We start from the raw sequence: 15,517 nt of genomic DNA on the forward strand, positions 1-15,517 counted from the left end.
GCCGAAAAGCCGACAATGGCGCATCTGGAGGACGTGATGAAAATATTGGTGGTGGAAGACGAGCCGAAGGCGGGCGATTACCTGGTCAAGGGCTTGCAGGAGTCCGGCTACGTGGCGGACCTGGCGCGCAACGGCGCCGACGGCCTGGCGCTGGCGCTGGAATTCGACTATGAACTGATCGTGCTGGACGTGATGCTGCCGCAAATGGATGGCTGGGCCGTGCTTGCGAAGCTGCGCGAACGCAAGCAGACGCCGGTGCTGTTCCTGACCGCGCGCGACGATGTGGCGGACCGCGTCAAAGGCCTGGAACTGGGCGCGGACGATTACCTGATCAAGCCGTTTGCCTTCGCCGAACTGCTGGCCCGCATCAAGACGCTGATGCGGCGCGGCCCGGTGCGCGAGATGGAGCTGATACGCGTGGCAGACCTGGAGATCGACGTGCTGCGCCGCCGCGTTACGCGCCAGGCCACGCGCATCGAACTGACGGCCAAGGAATTCGCCTTGCTGCACCTGCTGGCCAAGCGCCAGGGCGAAGTACTGTCGCGCACGCAGATCGCTTCCATGGTGTGGGACATGAACTTCGACTCGGACACCAACGTGGTGGACGTGGCGGTGCGCCGCCTGCGCGCCAAGATCGACGACCCTTACGAGGCCAAGCTGATACAGACCGTGCGCGGCATGGGCTACCTGCTGGAGCACCGGGCATGAGCGCCGCCACTGGGACACGCCCGCTGTCGCTCACGGCTCGCGTTGCGCTGCTGCTGGCGGCAGTGGCCATTGCCACCTTCCTGGCCGCCGGCGCCTATCTCTACCAGAACCTGGCCCGGCAGATGTACTATCGCGACGATGTGGAGCTGATCAACAAGGCGGCCCAGATCCGCCGTATCGTCGCCAGCTTGCCGTCGCCGCAGGCCATCGCGCGCGACCAGCGCCCGCTGGTGGAAACCCTGTCCGGCCACAATGACTTCATGCTGCGCGTGCGCGGGCCGGAGGGCGAGAAGCTGCTGCAAACGTCGATCACATCGCGCCCCTTGCCGAAGATCGCCAGCGTGCCGGCGCAGCAGCCCCTGTCGCTGGACGATATCCGGGACTGGGTGCCGGAGCAGGGCAGCGGCCGCATGGTCAGCGCGCTGGGCCTGGCCGGCGGCGAAGCGGTGGAAATCACGCTGGCGCGCGAGCGCTCCGACCGGCTGCGCGTCCTGAAGGGCTACGGCACCGACCTGCTGCTGGCGCTGGCCGGCGGCGCGGCGCTGGCGGCCTTGCTGGGCTATGTCATCGTGCGCCACAGCATGCGCAACCTGCGCTCGCTGATCGGCAAGGCCAACGACATCAACACCAGCCGCTTGAACACCCGATTGTCGGTGCAGGATGCGCCGGCCGAGCTGCGCGAAATGGGCGAGGCGTTCAACGCCATGCTGGACCGGCTGGAAGATGGCGTGCAGCGCCTGTCCGGCTTCGCCGCCGACCTGGCGCACGACCTGCGCACGCCGGTCAACACCCTGATGGTGGAAACCCAGGTGGCCTTGTCGCGCCCTCGCACGGTGGAGGAGTACCAGTCGCTGCTGGCGTCCAACTCGGAAGAATATGAACGGCTGGCGCGCATGATAGAGAACACGCTGTTCCTGGCGCGCGTCGACAACGCGCAGCTGGCGCTGCAGCGCGAAAAGCTGGACCTGCGCGCCGAGCTGCTGCGCATCCACGACTACTTCGAGATACTGGCCGAGGACGCAGGCGTGAAGTTGACGGTGGATGTGCCGGCGCTGGACGTGCAGGCCGACCCGGTGCTGCTGCAGCGCGCCGTCAGCAACCTGGTGTCCAACGCCATCCGCTATACGCCGGCAGGAGGCGAAGTGCGGCTGGCGGCGCGCAATGTGGAGCAGGGGGCGGGGATGGGGCAAGGCGTTGAGCTCACCGTCAGCAACACCGGCCCCGGCATCGCGCCCGAACACCTGTCCCGCATCTTTGACCGCTACTACCGCGCCGACGCCGCCCGCTCCGGCGAGGCCTATTCGGCGGGGCTGGGCCTGTCCATCGTGCGCGCCATCATGACGCTGCACGGCGGCGCCGTGCGCGTGGACAGTGTGCCCGGCGGGACCACCACTTTTCACCTGCGCTTCACTTAGCCGCGTTAATTAACCGCCGCGCCCAACGCCCGGGCGTCGGCTTGCTCCTTGCGGATCAGCCGGTCCGCCTGCTGCGCAATGAAAAAGGCGGCGGCCAGCAAGGCCGCGCCCACCAGGCCGATCTGATGCTTGTCGAGCACGGCGATGCTGGCCGCGCCGATCACGCCGGCAGCCGACACTCCGACGTACAGCGCCGCCGAATTCAGCCCCAGCAGCAGCGGCGCCGACGCGGGTGCCAGGCTGATCAGGCGGTGCTGTTGCGGCACCAGCAGACCCCAGCCGCACACGCCCCACACCACGATGGACAGCGCCGTGCTCCACAAATGCGCGCCCGCCAGCGGCAGCAGCGCGAAGTTGACGGTGCTCAGCGCCAGCGCGCCGTAGATGATGGTGCGGCTGCCGAAGCGGTCGGTCAGCTTGCCCGCGCCCAGGTTGCCCACCGTCGCCGCGAAGCCCCACAGCAGCAGCAGGCCGGCCAGCACCTCCGGCTTGCCGCCGGTGACGCGGTCGAACGTCACGCCGATGTAGGTGTACACCGCGAACATGCCGGAATAGGCGGCCAGGGTGGTCATCAGCGTTAGCACCACGCGGCTATCCTTCAGCGGCGCGAGGCGCTGGCGCAGCGTCACGGCCGGCAAGGCGGGAATGTGCGGCAGCATGGCGTAGACGGCAACGCCGGCCGCCAGGCCCACGACGGTGACGAACCACATGGTGGCGCGCCAGTCGCCCAGGCCGCCGATGAAGGTGCCCAGCGGCGAACCGAACGCGGTGGCACTGGTGAGCCCGGCGATGACGATGGCCAGCGCCTGGGCGCGCTTCTCCGGCGCCACCAAAGAGGCGCCGGCCGCCGTGGCGGTGGGGCTGAACATGGCGGCGCCCAGGCCGGCGATCAGGCGGCTGGCCAGCACCCATTCAATGGTGGGCGCCACCGCCGTGATCAGATTGCCAACCACAAACACCGCCAGGCCGGTCAGCAGCAGGCGCTTGCGCGGCCAGTGCGCCAGCGTGGCGGCGACGACGGGCGACAGCAGTGCATAGCTGAGTGCATACAAAGTCACCATCTGGCCGGCGACGCCGATCGACACCCCGAGCGATTGCGCCACCTGGGGAAGAATGCCGGCGACGACAAAGCTGTCGGTGCCGATGGCGAACATGCCGGCTGCGAGCACGATTAAACGACGGTCCATATTGTTACTCCTTCAATGCGGGCGCCCTTGCGGGCAGAGTTTTAGTTTCATGATGAAACTTAGTGGATAAAGTTGCGTGACGCAACTAATTAATCTAAAATCGTCCGCATGCAACGTAAAACTTTCGATGGCATGAATTGCTCAATAGCCCGTGCGCTCGACCAGGTAGGCGAATGGTGGAGCTTGCTGATCGTGCGCGAATGCGTTCTGGGCACGACGCGCTTCGACGAATTCCAGGAGCGGCTAGGCATCGCCCGCAACATCCTCACCAGCCGGCTCAACCGGCTGACCGAGCTGGGGATACTGGAAAAGGCGCCGCTGGAAGGGCAGGAGAAGCGGCAAGGCTACCGGCTCACGCCCAAGGGCGAGGAATTGTTTCCCGTATTGGTGGCTTTGCTGCAATGGGGCGACAAATGGGCGCCTGGCCCGCATGGCGGCTCGGTGCGCTACGTGGAGCGCGACACCGGCAAGACGCTCGAACCGGTGGGGCCCAAGTCGGCCGACGGCCGCCTGCTGGGCTTCCGCGACGTGCGCATGCTGCCCGGCCCGGGCGCGACGGCTTCCACCCAAGCCAGGATCGATGCCCGCAACCGCGCGGTGCTAGGAGAGAACGATGCAGATAGTTGATTTTGTGGCGTTGGTGCGCTTGGCCCATGCCTCCGCTGCGGTGACGCAGAAATGCGCTTGCAGCAGCGCGCCGTTGCTGGCTTGGCAAAGCCTGCCGACGTCGCTGGACCTGGAGAAGCTGGAAGAGGTGGGCACGCTGGTGGAAGACCCGTACGACGAGCCCACTTTCAAGGAATACCATCCCAACGGTACGCGCTACGAGAGCGAGGACGCGCCCATCGCGCCGCGCTACTATCCCGCCAACCTCAGCCAGGTGCTGCGCTGCCGGGCATGCGGCCGGCACTTCTTGCGCTACAACGAGGCGGGCGGCTACTTCACCGAGCTGCGCCTGCGCGCCCTGCGGCCCGAACTGCTGGTGGACGCCGCGCTGTAGCCTGTCGGCCCTGCCTCCGGCAGTTCAGCCCTGGTGGCCCTCATGGATGGGCCGCCCCAGCGCCTGCCGCACATCCTTCGCGCACGGCCCCACCCGGGCGATCAGCTGGCGCAATTCTTCCTCCGGTATGCCGAATTCGTCGGTCCAATACCGCACTTGCTGCGGCTCATCCAGCTCGATGATGGCGCGCTCCTGTGCTTCCTGCATCTTCTGTACGTCAGACATATTCGCTCCTTCGCAATGCCAATGCGCCATCATCGCGCAGTTTTTGCCGCGTTACGGTGCGCCCGCTAACGCTGCGAAAGCGCTAGCGGAACGGATTGCGTTCGTTCAGCTCGCTGATGTAGTCGTCGATGCCGCCGCTTTCGCGTTCCAGGAAGCGTTCGACCGCGTCGGCGAAGGCGGGGTGGGCGAGCCAGTGGGCGGACCAGGTTTTTTGCGGCAGGAAGCCGCGCGCCATCTTGTGCTCGCCCTGCGCGCCGCCTTCGAAGGTGGCGATGCCGTTGGCGATGCAGAATTCCAGCGGTTGGTAGTAGGCCGTTTCGAAATGCAGGCAGGGCACGTGCTCGTCGGCGCCCCAGTAGCGGCCGTACAAGGTGTCCCCGGTGTGGATCACCAGCGAAGAGGCGATGGCGCGGCCGGCGCGCTCGGCCACCACCAGCAGGATGTTGCCGGGCATGGTGGCGCCGATGCGCTGGAAGAAATCCAGGTTCAGGTAGGGCGACGAGCGGTGCTCGGCGTAGGTGTTGGAGTAGCAGCGGTGGAAGAAGCGCCAGTCTTCGGCGCTGGCGTCGTGCCCGCGTATCTGCCGCATGGTGACGCCCGCTTCGCGCACCTTGCGGCGCTCGGCGCGGATGTTCTTGCGCTTCTTGTGCTCCAGCGTGGACAGGAACTGTTCAAAGTCCGTGTAGCCCTGGTTCAGCCAGTGGAACTGCACGCCGCTGCGCAGCATGAAGCCGGCCCGGTGCAACTGCATGGCCTGCTCTTCCGGCGGGTACAGCACGTGCGTGGACGAGATGTCGGCGGACTTCTGTTGCGCCTTCAGCAGCGCCACCAGGGCCGCGCGGGCCTGCCCGTCGCGCGCCAGCAGGCGGCCGCCGGTGACCGGCGTGAACGGGATGGCCGACAGCAGCTTGGGGTAGTACTCGATGCCGTTGCGGTGGTAGGCATCGGCCCAGGCCCAGTCGAACACGTATTCGCCGTAGGAGTGGGCCTTGACGTAGAGCGGCATGGCGGCGGCCAGTGCGCCGCCGTCCTCGTCCCACAGCGCCAGGTACTGCGGCTGCCAGCCGGTGTCGGCGCTGGCGCTGCCGGATTCGTGCAGCGCGTGCAGGAAGGCGTAGGACAGGAAGGGATTGTCTTCGCCCTGTGCTGCCAGCAGCGCGTTCCAGGCGGCTTCGCCGACTTCGGCGAGGGAGGAAATGACGTCGGGGCGGTAGCTCATGGGGCCATTTTACGCAAACTGGGCAACTTTGCACGATGGCTAAGGGCGGATGCTAAAATCGCCTTATCCATAGAGGGACCTGTCGCATGCCGCATTCATTCTTCAACCTGTATTCCCACGATTTTGCGCGCCTGAGCGTCGCCGTGCCGCGCTGCCGCGTGGCCGATCCCGCCTACAACGCGGCCGAAACCGTCAAGCTGGCCAAACAGGCCGCAGCCAAGGGCGCGGCATTGGTGGCGTTCACGGAACTGGGCATCTCCGCCTATACCTGCGACGACCTGTTCCACCAGCGCGCGCTGCTGGACGGCTGCCTGGCCGGCCTGCAGACGGTGCTGGACGCATCCCGAGACATCGGCGCCGCGCTGATCGTCGGCGTGCCGCTGCGGGTGGACCACCAGCTGTTCAACTGCGCGGTGGTGCTGTCCGGCGGCCGCATCCACGGCGTGGTGCCGAAGTCCTATCTGCCGAACTACGGCGAGTTTTACGAGGCGCGCCAGTTCAGCGCGGGCGACGAGGCCATCTCCACCGAGATCGACCTGCTGGGCCAGCGCGTGCCGTTTGGCTCGGCGCTGCTGTTCGAGGTAGAGAATCTGCCGCTGTTCAAGTTCCACGTCGAGATCTGCGAGGACGTGTGGGTGCCGATTCCGCCGTCGTCCTTCGCCGCGCTGGCGGGAGCGACCGTGCTGGTGAACCTGTCGGCGTCCAACGTGGTGGTCGGCAAGGCGGACTACCGCCACCAGCTGGTGAGCCAGCAGTCGGCGCGCTGCCTGTCGGCCTACCTGTATTCGTCGGCGGGGCGGGGCGAGTCCACCACCGACCTGGCCTGGGACGGCCAGGCGCTGATCTACGAGAACGGCGAACTGCTGTCCGAGGCCGAACGCTTCCAGGACGAGTCGCACCTGATCTACGCGGACGTGGACCTGGAGCGCATGTCGCGCGAGCGCATGCGCCAGACCACCTTCGGCCAGTCGGTGCGCCGCCACCGCGAGGAAGTGGCGGCTTTCCGCACCGTGCGCTTTGCGCTGGAGCTGCCGGCGCAGCCGGTGCTGGCGCTGGAGCGCAACGTGGCGCGCTTCCCCTACGTGCCATCCAATCCGGCGCTGCGCGACAAGCGCTGCAACGAGGTGTACAACATCCAGGTGCAGGCGCTGGTGCAGCGCCTGTCGTCGTCCGGCATCAAGAAGGTGGTGATCGGGATTTCCGGCGGGCTGGACTCCACGCACGCGCTGCTGGTGTGCGCCAAGGCCATGGACCGTCTGAATCTGCCGCGCACCAACATCATCGGCATCACCATGCCGGGCTTCGCCACCAGCGCGCGCACCTTGCTGCAGGCGCGCCAGCTGATGGAGTTCGTCGGCTGCAGCGCCTCCGAAATCGATATCCGCCCCAGCTGCATCCAGATGATGAAGGACATCGGCCACCCGTTCTCGGAAGGCGAGCCGCAGTACGACATCACGTTCGAGAACGTGCAGGCGGGCGAACGCACCAACCACCTGTTCCGGCTGGCGAACTTCCACAACGGCATCGTCATCGGCACCGGCGACCTGAGCGAGCTGGCGCTGGGCTGGTGCACCTACGGCGTGGGCGACCATATGTCGCATTACAACGTCAACGGCAGCGTGCCGAAGACCCTGATTTCGCACCTGGTGCGCTGGGTGGCCGAGAGCCGCCAGTTCGGCGAACGGGACTCTGCGGTGCTGCTGGCCGTGGTCAACACGGAGATCAGCCCCGAACTGGTGCCGGGCAAGGCCGATGCGGGCGACGATGCGGCGCCGGCGCAAATAACCGAAAGCGTGATTGGCCCATACGAATTGCAGGACTTCAACTTATACTACACGCTGCGGTTCGGATTCGCGCCATCAAAAGTGGCGTTCCTGGCCCATGCCGCGTGGCGTGACCGCGACATCGGGGGCTGGCCGAACGAGGCGCACGTGGTGCGCAACCAGTACGCACTGAAAGAGATCAAGCACAATCTGGGCATCTTCCTGCGCCGCTTCTTCCAGACCAGCCAGTTCAAGCGCACCTGCGTGCCGAACGGGCCGAAAGTGGGATCGGGCGGCTCGCTGTCGCCCCGCGGCGACTGGCGCGCGCCCAGCGATTCGGAATCCGTGGTGTGGATGGAAGACTTGAAGACCGTGCCCGAAGAATAAACGCGCATAACGATTTACCTTTAGGAGAATGCAATGAAGCAAATCACCGCAGTGATCAAGCCGTTCAAGCTGGACGAAGTGCGCGAAGCGCTGGCCGAAGTGAACGTCACCGGCCTGACCGTGACCGAAGTGAAGGGCTTCGGCCGCCAGAAGGGCCACACCGAGCTGTATCGCGGCGCGGAATACGTGGTGGATTTCCTGCCGAAGGTGAAAGTGGAAGTGGTGGTGGACGACGGCGTGGCCGAGCAGGTGGTGGACGCCATCATCAAGGCCGCCCGCACCGGCAAGATCGGCGACGGCAAGATCTTCGTGCAGAACGTGGAGCAGGTGATCCGCATCCGCACCGGCGAAACCGGCCCGGACGCGGTGTAATCGCCGTGCCGCCGCAGGCTTGCGAGCCTAGTGGCGGCCGAGCCGCATATCGAATTTCCAGGTCAGCAGGCGCATGATGGTGATCGCCATGGCGCTTGACCACAGTGCGAAATCGTCCGAGACGGACGTTTTCTGCATCACGATGTACATCCAGCAGCCGATGAAGGCGCAGATGGCGTAGGGTTTGCCGTCGCGGAACACCATCGGCACCTCGTTGCAGACGATGTCGCGCAGCACGCCGCCGAAGATCCCCGTAATCACCCCCATCATCGACGCGATAAACACCGGCATATTGGCCTGCTGCGCCTGCGATACGCCGGCGATGGCGAACAGGCCCAGGCCGACGGCGTCGGCCACCACGATCACGCGTTCGGAAACGATCTGGCGCAGGGTGCGGATCAGGGGCGTGGCGATCAGGGCCAGCACGAAGATCAGGATGGCGTATTCCTGGTGTTGGACCCAGAACAGCGGGCGCTTGTCGAGCAGGATGTCGCGCAGCGTGCCGCCGCCAAATGCGGTGATGAAGGCCACGGTGAACACGCCCACCAGGTCCATGCGCTTGCGCCGCGCCTCAATGAAGCCTGAAATCGCCCCGACCAGGATTGCCACGACTTCGATGATGGTGATCAGGGAGACGTGCGGGATGTGCTTCATTTAACTATGGGGTTGGCAAAGTTGCTAATTCCCACAGGTTAACATGCGATAGCGACTACGGGTAGGGTAATTTATATCAGCGCCGTTCCGGCTGCAGCGCGGCGCGCAGCAGCACGATCAGGGCGCCTTCGCCGCCGTCGGACGGGCGGGCCTGGCAGAACGCCACCACTTCCTTCTGCACCAGCCAGCTGTGCACCATGGATTTCAGCACCGGCTCCTGGCCGCGCGAGCCGAAGCCGCGGCCGTGGATCACGCACACGCAGCGCATGCCGCGCTGGTTGGCGCGCGTCAGGAACGCGCCCAGCGCGTCGCGCGCGCCGTCGCGGTTCAGGCCGTGCAGGTCCAGCTCGTCCTGCACCGGCCAGTAGCCCTTGCGCATCTTTTTCACCACATCGGGGCCGACGCCGGGCGCGGCGTAGTTCAGCGCCGGGTCTTCCTCCATGTAATGGTCCACCTCGAACAGGTCGGACAGGGACTCGCGCAGCACGTTGGCGTCGTCCTGGCGCTGCTCTTCGGGCGTGAGCGGGCCTCGCTTCTTCGCCGCCGCCAGCGCCTTCGCGGACACGGCAGGGGCGGGCTGGTGCACGTAGCGGTTCTGCTCCGGCATGCGCTTGATGCCGCCCTGCGCGCCCAGCGTGTTGCGGAAGATGTTGGCCTCCGCCGCCGCCACTTTTTCGCGCTTGACGCGCTCGGCCTCGGCGGCCGCGCGCGCCTCGCCCTGTTCCTTCAGCTGCTTGCCGAGGGATTTCAGGTCGGCGAAGTCTTTCAAGCCCGCCATGCTGTTACTCCTGGCCTTCCAGGTAGCGCTGCGCGTCCAGCGCCGCCATGCAGCCGGTGCCGGCGCTGGTGATGGCCTGGCGGTAGATGTGGTCCTGCACGTCGCCGGCGGCGAACACGCCCGGCGCGGTGGTGGCGGTAGCCATGCCTTCGGTGCCGGTGCGGGTCTTGATGTAGCCGTTGTGCATTTCCAGCTGGCCTTCGAAGATGCCGGTGTTCGGCTTGTGGCCGATGGCCACGAACAGGCCGTGCACATTGATTTTGGTCAGCGCGCCGTCGGCGGTGGCCGCCAGCGTCAGGCCGGTCACGCCGCCCTGGTCGCCGGTCACTTCCTGCAGCGTGTGGTTCAGTTTCAGCTCGATCTTGCCTTCGGCGACCTTGGCCATCAGGCGGTCGATCAGGATGGCTTCGGCGCGGAACTTGTCGCGGCGGTGCACCAGGGTCACCTTGGTGGCGATGTTGGACAGGTACAGCGCCTCTTCGACGGCGGTGTTGCCGCCGCCGATGACGGCCACTTCCTGGCCACGGTAGAAGAAGCCGTCGCAGGTGGCGCAGGCGGATACGCCGCGGCCCATGAACTCTTGCTCGGATGGCAAGCCCAGGTATTGCGCGGAGGCGCCGGTGGCGATGATCAGCGAGTCGCAGGTGTATTCGGCGCTGTCGCCGATCAGGCGGATCGGCTTTTCGCTCAGCTTGGCGGTGTGGATGTGGTCAAACACGATCTCGGTCTTGAAGCGCTCGGCGTGCTGCAGGAAGCGCTGCATCAGGTCCGGACCCTGCACGCCCATCGGGTCGGCTGGCCAGTTTTCCACGTCGGTGGTGGTCATCAGCTGGCCGCCCTGTTCCACGCCGGTCACCAGCATGGGGTTCAGATTGGCGCGCGCGGCGTAAATGGCGGCGCTGTAGCCGGCTGGGCCAGAGCCGAGAATCAAAACGCGGGCGTGTTTGGTAGTGGTCATGGAAGGCTTCTTCGTTAATTGGATAAACCGGAGTTGGGGGCGGGCCGGGCGATAACAATGCCGGCGAGCAAAGACAGAATTATAGTCCAAGCAGGGAAACTGGTTGAATTGGGAGGCCGCTTCCTATAGAGATGGCTTAGAATACCCACAAATGGCTAGCGCCCTCTGGTGCGCCCGCAAAAATCTTATAAAAGTATCAATGTCTAAAACGAGAGAACAGCCTGCAAAGCAAGCCCCGGCGAAACAGCAGCCGATGAAGCAGCAGCCCTTGAGCTATACCCGCACGCCCACCGAGCGCCAACCGCTGCCGAACCGGCTGGTGCGGCTGCTGTCGGAGGCGCGCTGGTTCGCGCTGGCTGCGCTGGCCTTGTACTTTCTGCTCATTATGATCAGCTTCAACAAAGCCGATCCGGGCTGGTCGCATTCCAACGTGGTGCCCAAGGTGTACAACCTGGGCGGGCGCGCGGGCGCGTGGATGAGCGATTTGATGCTGTATATCTTCGGCGTTTCCGCCTGGTGGTGGTGCGTGTGGCTGCTGCGGGCCGTGTGGAGCGGCTACCGCCGCCTGACCCGCAAGTTCGTGACCAAGGAGGCGGACGACGACGAGCACCGCCACGAGGGCCTGATCCGCGTGGTCGGCTTCGCCTTCCTGCTGGTGGGCAGCCTGGGCCTGGAATTCCTGCGCATGTACTCGCTCAAGATGCAGCTGCCGCTGGCGCCGGGCGGCGTGCTGGGCAAGCTGATCGGCCACAGCGCGCACGTGGGGCTTGGCTTTACCGGCGCCACCTTGCTGATGCTGCTGCTGTTCGGGCTGGGCTTCAGCCTGTTCTTCCATGTGTCCTGGCTGGCCGTGGCCGAGCGCATCGGCGGCTTCATTGAAGACTGCTGCGAGTGGGTGATGCACCGTTACCAGGACCGCGAAGACCGCATCCAGGGCGAGCGCGCCACCGTGCTGCGCGAAGAAGTGGTGGTCAGCGAGCGCGCCAAGCATATCGAGAAGCACGTGGAGAGGCCGGTGCGCGCCGAGCCGCGCCTGGATGGCGCTCCGGCTTCGGCCGCCGCCGCGGCGCCGGCGTTCTCGCAGTCGCCCGCTGCGGGGCTGGCCGGCGCGATGGGCGATGATATGCCGCGCCCGGCGCCCACCGTGGCGCCGGAGAAGTTCGCCGCGCCGGTGCCGGTGAAGATCGAACAGCAGGTCACCGCCGTCGTGCCGTCCGACCGCGCCGTCAAGGAGCGCCAGGGGGCGCTGTTCCAGGACTCCCGTCCGGGCGACCTGCCGCCGCTGTCACTGCTGGACGATGCGCCGGTGTCGCAGGAAACCGTGGCGGTGGAAACGCTGGAGTTCACCAGCCGCCTGATCGAAAAGAAACTGTCGGACTTCGGCGTGGAAGCGCGCGTGGTGGCCGCTTATCCCGGCCCGGTGGTGACCCGCTACGAAATCGAACCGGCAACGGGCGTGAAGGGCTCGCAGATCGTCAACCTGGCGCGCGACCTGGCCCGTTCGCTGTCGCTGACCTCGATCCGCGTGGTGGAAACCATTCCGGGCAAGAATTACATGGCGCTGGAGCTGCCGAACCCCAAGCGCCAGATCGTGCGCCTGAGCGAGATCGTCGGTTCCAAGGTCTACCACGACAACGCGTCCTCGCTGACGGTGGCGCTGGGCAAGGACATCGCCGGCAAGCCGGTGGTGGCCGACCTGGCCAAGATGCCGCACTTGCTGGTGGCCGGTACCACCGGTTCCGGCAAGTCGGTGGGTATCAACGCCACCATCCTGTCGCTGCTGTACAAGTCCGACCCGGCCGACGTGCGCATGATCCTGATCGACCCGAAAATGCTGGAAATGTCGGTGTACGAGGGCATTCCGCACCTGCTGGCGCCGGTGGTGACCGATATGCGCCAGGCCGGCCACGCGCTGAACTGGGCCGTGAACGAGATGGAGCGCCGCTACAAGCTGATGTCCAAGCTGGGCGTGCGCAACCTGGCCGGCTACAACGCCAAGATCGCCGAGGCGGCCAAGCGCGAAGAACACATTCCGAATCCGTTCAGCATCACGCCGGATTCGCCTGAGCCGCTGGAGAAGCTGCCCACCATCGTCATCATCATCGACGAGCTGGCCGACCTGATGATGGTGGTCGGCAAGAAAGTGGAAGAACTGATCGCCCGTATCGCCCAGAAAGCCCGTGCCGCCGGCCTGCACTTGATTCTGGCGACGCAGCGCCCATCTGTAGACGTGATTACCGGCCTGATCAAGGCCAATATTCCGACCCGGATCGCGTTCCAGGTGTCGTCCAAGATCGACTCGCGCACCATTCTGGACCAGATGGGCGCGGAAACGCTGCTCGGCATGGGCGACATGCTGTACATGCCGCCCGGAACCGGTTTGCCGGTGCGGGTGCACGGCGCCTTCGTGTCGGACGAGGAAGTGCACCGCGTGGTGAAACATTTGAAACTGCAGGGTGAACCGAACTATATCGAGGGCATCCTGGAAGGCGGCACGCTGGAAGGCGAGGGCGGCGCGGAGGGCGGGGCAGGCGGCGAGGGCGGCGGCGAAGCCGATCCGATGTACGACCAGGCCGTCCAGGTGGTGCTGAAAAACCGCCGCGCCTCGATTTCGCTGGTGCAGCGCCACTTGCGCATCGGCTACAACCGCGCGGCGCGCCTGCTGGAGCAGATGGAACAGAGCGGCGTGGTATCGCCCATGCAGTCGAACGGCAACCGCGACATCCTGGTGCCGGCCGCCAGCGCAGAATAAAGGACACAGCATGACCCAACTGAAGAACATCGCAGCATTCGCAACCGCTTTGCTGCTGGCGGGCGCCGCCCAGGCGGCCGCGCTGGACCAGTTCAAGACCTTCGTCGCCAGCACCAAGTCGGCGCGCGGCGAGTTCACGCAGCGCCAGGTGAAGGCCGGCAAGAGCTCCAACACCGCCAGCGGCACGTTCGAGTTCGCCCGGCCCGGCAAGTTCATCTGGACCTATTTGAAGCCCTACGACCAGCTGCTGCAGGCCGACGGCGAACAGCTCTACATCTACGACAAGGACTTGAACCAGGTCACCGTGAAGAAGCTGGGCAACGCGCTGGGCTCGTCGCCGGCCGCCATCCTGTTCGGCAGCAACGACCTGGAAAAGAACTTCACCCTGTCCGAAGCGGGCACGCGCGACGGCCTGGAGTGGCTGAAAGCCGTGCCGAAGGCGCAGGACACCACCTTCGAACAGATCGCCATCGGCCTGCGCAACGGCACGCCGGAAGCGATGGAGCTGAAGGACAACTTCGGCTCCATGTCCGTGCTGACCTTCAGCAAGTTCGAGAAAAACCCGCAAGTGGGCGCCGCGCACTACAAGTTCGTGATGCCCAAGGGCGTGGAAATTTCTCAGCAATAGAAGAATAAACCCGGGGCACATTCGGCGCGCCGCTTGCGCGCGCGCAAACGCGGCGCGCGCCGCTGCCGCTACAGTAAAGCATGATGGACGACCTTTTCAAAACCGAACCCCGCGCGCCGCTGGCCGAAGCCCTGCGTCCCAAAACCATGGACGAAGTGATCGGCCAGCAGCACCTGCTGGGCGAGGGCAAGCCGCTGCGCCTGGCCTTCCAGGCCGGCAAGCCGCACTCCATGATACTGTGGGGCCCGCCGGGCGTCGGCAAGACCACCCTGGCGCGCCTGACCGCCAACGCCTTCGACGCCGAATTCATCGCGCTGTCGGCCGTGTTCGCCGGCGTGAAGGACATCCGCGCCGCCATGGAGCAGGCCCAGCAGAACCTGGACCGCCACGGCAAGCACACGCTGCTGTTCGTCGACGAGATCCACCGCTTCAACAAATCGCAGCAGGACGCCTTGCTGCCCTTCGTCGAGTCCGGCCTGGTCACCTTCATCGGCGCCACCACCGAGAACCCCAGCTTTGAAGTGAACTCGGCATTGCTGTCGCGCGCCCAGGTCTACGTGCTGAAGTCGCTCAGCGACGAGGAAATGCGCCAGCTGCTGGCCAAGGCGCAGAAGGAAGCCCTGCCGCACCTGAAGTTCGACGATGCCGCCGCCGACACCCTGGTCGGCTACGCCGACGGCGACGCGCGCCGCTTCCTGAACCTGCTGGAGCAGGCCGACAACGCCGCCTCGTCGGCCGGCGTGCAGAAGATCGACGCCAAGTTCGTCGAGAACGCCATGACCTTGAACGCGCGCCGCTTCGACAAGGGCGGCGACAACTTCTACGACCAGATTTCCGCCCTGCACAAATCCGTGCGCGGCTCCAATCCGGACGGTGCGCTGTACTGGTTCTGCCGCATGATCGACGGCGGCGCCGACCCGCGCTATTTGTCGCGCCGCATCGTGCGCATGGCCTGGGAAGACATCGGCCTGGCCGATCCGCGCGCCCTGACCATGGCCAACGACGCCGCCGCCACCTACGAACGGCTGGGTTCCCCGGAAGGCGAGCTGGCGCTGGGCCAGGCCGTGATCTACCTGGCGGTGGCCGCCAAGAGCAACGCCGGCTACAACGCCTTCAACCAGGCCATGGCCTTCGTCAAGCGGGACAAGTCGCGCGAAGTGCCGGTGCACCTGCGCAACGCGCCCACCAAGCTGATGAAAGAGCTGGGCTACGGCCACGAATACCGTTACGCCCACGACGAGCCGCACGCCTACGCGGCCGGCGAGACCTATCTGCCGGACGGCATGGCCGAGCCCGGCTGGTACCAGCCGGTGCCGCGCGGCCTGGAAAGCAAGATCGCCGACAAGCTGGCCTTCCTGCGCAGCCTGGACGAGGACGCGCGCAAGGGGTGAGCGGGAACGGGCGGATGCGGCACGATTGAATCGCGTCTGGACCTCTCCGCAGCAGGTGCTATGCTGAATGCACAAGGAGT

At 65.8% G+C, this 15,517-nt stretch carries 15 protein-coding genes; 9 read left to right on the forward strand and 6 right to left on the reverse strand.

Annotation, left to right across the window (positions count from 1 at the left end):
- Positions 1-36 precede the first annotated feature (36 nt).
- Positions 37-708 carry a heavy metal response regulator transcription factor gene (locus AC56DV_RS21080; RefSeq protein ID WP_496316185.1) on the forward strand — a complete coding sequence of 224 codons (672 nt, stop codon included), beginning with the start codon at positions 37-39 and terminating at the stop codon, positions 706-708.
- Positions 705-2,123, forward strand: coding sequence for a heavy metal sensor histidine kinase (locus tag AC56DV_RS21085; protein ID WP_496316186.1), 1,419 nt, complete (start codon positions 705-707; stop codon positions 2,121-2,123). The genes AC56DV_RS21080 and AC56DV_RS21085 overlap by 4 nt, the downstream gene beginning before the upstream one ends.
- A 5-nt stretch (positions 2,124-2,128) precedes the next feature.
- Here AC56DV_RS21085 and AC56DV_RS21090 read toward each other — a convergent pair whose 3' ends face one another.
- Positions 2,129-3,310 carry an MFS transporter gene (locus tag AC56DV_RS21090; protein ID WP_496316187.1) on the reverse strand — a complete coding sequence of 394 codons (1,182 nt, stop codon included), beginning with the start codon at positions 3,308-3,310 and terminating at the stop codon, positions 2,129-2,131.
- 108 nt (positions 3,311-3,418) lie between these two features.
- On the opposite strand from AC56DV_RS21090, the gene AC56DV_RS21095 reads away from it, so the two are divergent.
- Together AC56DV_RS21095 and AC56DV_RS21100 are read left to right on the forward strand one after the other, a co-directional pair.
- A complete protein-coding gene (locus AC56DV_RS21095) occupies positions 3,419-3,937 on the forward strand; it encodes a winged helix-turn-helix transcriptional regulator (RefSeq protein ID WP_496316188.1) in 519 nt (172 codons plus the stop codon).
- Positions 3,924-4,310 (forward strand): hypothetical protein, encoded by a 387-nt coding sequence (locus AC56DV_RS21100; RefSeq protein ID WP_496316189.1) that lies wholly within the window; start codon positions 3,924-3,926, stop codon positions 4,308-4,310. Before AC56DV_RS21095 ends, AC56DV_RS21100 begins: the two co-directional genes overlap by 14 nt.
- A gap of 24 nt (positions 4,311-4,334) precedes the next feature.
- Here AC56DV_RS21100 and AC56DV_RS21105 read toward each other — a convergent pair whose 3' ends face one another.
- Both AC56DV_RS21105 and AC56DV_RS21110 read right to left on the reverse strand, forming a co-directional pair.
- Positions 4,335-4,535, reverse strand: coding sequence for a DUF3606 domain-containing protein (locus AC56DV_RS21105; protein WP_496316190.1), 201 nt, complete (start codon positions 4,533-4,535; stop codon positions 4,335-4,337).
- A gap of 82 nt (positions 4,536-4,617) precedes the next feature.
- Positions 4,618-5,754 (reverse strand): GNAT family N-acetyltransferase, encoded by a 1,137-nt coding sequence (locus AC56DV_RS21110; RefSeq protein WP_496316191.1) that lies wholly within the window; start codon positions 5,752-5,754, stop codon positions 4,618-4,620.
- A gap of 86 nt (positions 5,755-5,840) precedes the next feature.
- Between AC56DV_RS21110 and AC56DV_RS21115 the strand changes: the two genes are divergently transcribed.
- Together AC56DV_RS21115 and AC56DV_RS21120 are read left to right on the forward strand one after the other, a co-directional pair.
- The gene (locus AC56DV_RS21115; RefSeq protein WP_496316192.1) at positions 5,841-7,904 is read left to right on the forward strand and encodes an NAD(+) synthase; all 2,064 of its coding nucleotides are present in this window, start codon (positions 5,841-5,843) and stop codon (positions 7,902-7,904) included.
- A gap of 33 nt (positions 7,905-7,937) precedes the next feature.
- Positions 7,938-8,276 carry a P-II family nitrogen regulator gene (locus AC56DV_RS21120; RefSeq protein ID WP_019922031.1) on the forward strand — a complete coding sequence of 113 codons (339 nt, stop codon included), beginning with the start codon at positions 7,938-7,940 and terminating at the stop codon, positions 8,274-8,276.
- 27 nt (positions 8,277-8,303) lie between these two features.
- On the opposite strand, the gene AC56DV_RS21125 is transcribed toward AC56DV_RS21120, so the two are convergent.
- From AC56DV_RS21125 to trxB, 3 genes are all read right to left on the reverse strand, one after another.
- Entirely contained in the window at positions 8,304-8,930 is a 627-nt protein-coding gene (locus tag AC56DV_RS21125; protein WP_496316193.1) for a trimeric intracellular cation channel family protein, read from the reverse strand.
- A gap of 76 nt (positions 8,931-9,006) precedes the next feature.
- Entirely contained in the window at positions 9,007-9,708 is a 702-nt protein-coding gene (locus AC56DV_RS21130) for a Smr/MutS family protein (RefSeq protein WP_496316194.1), read from the reverse strand.
- 4 nt (positions 9,709-9,712) lie between these two features.
- A complete protein-coding gene (trxB, locus tag AC56DV_RS21135; RefSeq protein ID WP_496316195.1) occupies positions 9,713-10,666 on the reverse strand; it encodes a thioredoxin-disulfide reductase in 954 nt (317 codons plus the stop codon).
- 253 nt (positions 10,667-10,919) lie between these two features.
- Between trxB and AC56DV_RS21140 the strand changes: the two genes are divergently transcribed.
- The 3 genes from AC56DV_RS21140 to AC56DV_RS21150 all read left to right on the forward strand — a co-directional run bounded on the left by AC56DV_RS21140 (position 10,920) and on the right by AC56DV_RS21150 (position 15,437).
- Positions 10,920-13,418: a DNA translocase FtsK gene (locus AC56DV_RS21140; RefSeq protein WP_496316435.1), complete on the forward strand. Its 2,499-nt coding sequence runs from the start codon at positions 10,920-10,922 to the stop codon at positions 13,416-13,418.
- 10 nt (positions 13,419-13,428) lie between these two features.
- On the forward strand, positions 13,429-14,046 hold the full coding sequence (lolA, locus tag AC56DV_RS21145) for an outer membrane lipoprotein chaperone LolA (protein WP_496316196.1): 618 nt from the start codon (positions 13,429-13,431) through the stop codon (positions 14,044-14,046).
- Between the two features lie 83 nt (positions 14,047-14,129).
- Positions 14,130-15,437 carry a replication-associated recombination protein A gene (locus tag AC56DV_RS21150; protein WP_496316436.1) on the forward strand — a complete coding sequence of 436 codons (1,308 nt, stop codon included), beginning with the start codon at positions 14,130-14,132 and terminating at the stop codon, positions 15,435-15,437.
- Positions 15,438-15,517 lie beyond the last annotated feature (80 nt).

This window comes from Massilia sp. BGA-UO-ETr-WB1 (assembly GCF_059567845.1).

Excerpts from the sequence above, each read along its gene's own strand:
- AC56DV_RS21090 (WP_496316187.1), bottom strand. The coding sequence starts at position 3,310 with ATGGACCGTCGTTTAATCGTGCTCGCAGCCGGCATGTTCGCCATCGGC.
- AC56DV_RS21100 (WP_496316189.1), top strand. The coding sequence starts at position 3,924 with ATGCAGATAGTTGATTTTGTGGCGTTGGTGCGCTTGGCCCATGCCTCC.
- lolA (WP_496316196.1), top strand. The coding sequence starts at position 13,429 with ATGACCCAACTGAAGAACATCGCAGCATTCGCAACCGCTTTGCTGCTG.
- AC56DV_RS21080 (WP_496316185.1), top strand. The coding sequence starts at position 37 with ATGAAAATATTGGTGGTGGAAGACGAGCCGAAGGCGGGCGATTACCTG.
- AC56DV_RS21105 (WP_496316190.1), bottom strand. The coding sequence starts at position 4,535 with ATGTCTGACGTACAGAAGATGCAGGAAGCACAGGAGCGCGCCATCATC.
- AC56DV_RS21140 (WP_496316435.1), top strand. The coding sequence starts at position 10,920 with ATGAAGCAGCAGCCCTTGAGCTATACCCGCACGCCCACCGAGCGCCAA.
- AC56DV_RS21120 (WP_019922031.1), top strand. The coding sequence starts at position 7,938 with ATGAAGCAAATCACCGCAGTGATCAAGCCGTTCAAGCTGGACGAAGTG.
- AC56DV_RS21115 (WP_496316192.1), top strand. The coding sequence starts at position 5,841 with ATGCCGCATTCATTCTTCAACCTGTATTCCCACGATTTTGCGCGCCTG.
- AC56DV_RS21095 (WP_496316188.1), top strand. The coding sequence starts at position 3,419 with ATGCAACGTAAAACTTTCGATGGCATGAATTGCTCAATAGCCCGTGCG.
- AC56DV_RS21125 (WP_496316193.1), bottom strand. The coding sequence starts at position 8,930 with ATGAAGCACATCCCGCACGTCTCCCTGATCACCATCATCGAAGTCGTG.
- AC56DV_RS21085 (WP_496316186.1), top strand. The coding sequence starts at position 705 with ATGAGCGCCGCCACTGGGACACGCCCGCTGTCGCTCACGGCTCGCGTT.
- AC56DV_RS21150 (WP_496316436.1), top strand. The coding sequence starts at position 14,130 with ATGGACGACCTTTTCAAAACCGAACCCCGCGCGCCGCTGGCCGAAGCC.
- AC56DV_RS21110 (WP_496316191.1), bottom strand. The coding sequence starts at position 5,754 with ATGAGCTACCGCCCCGACGTCATTTCCTCCCTCGCCGAAGTCGGCGAA.
- trxB (WP_496316195.1), bottom strand. The coding sequence starts at position 10,666 with ATGACCACTACCAAACACGCCCGCGTTTTGATTCTCGGCTCTGGCCCA.
- AC56DV_RS21130 (WP_496316194.1), bottom strand. The coding sequence starts at position 9,708 with ATGGCGGGCTTGAAAGACTTCGCCGACCTGAAATCCCTCGGCAAGCAG.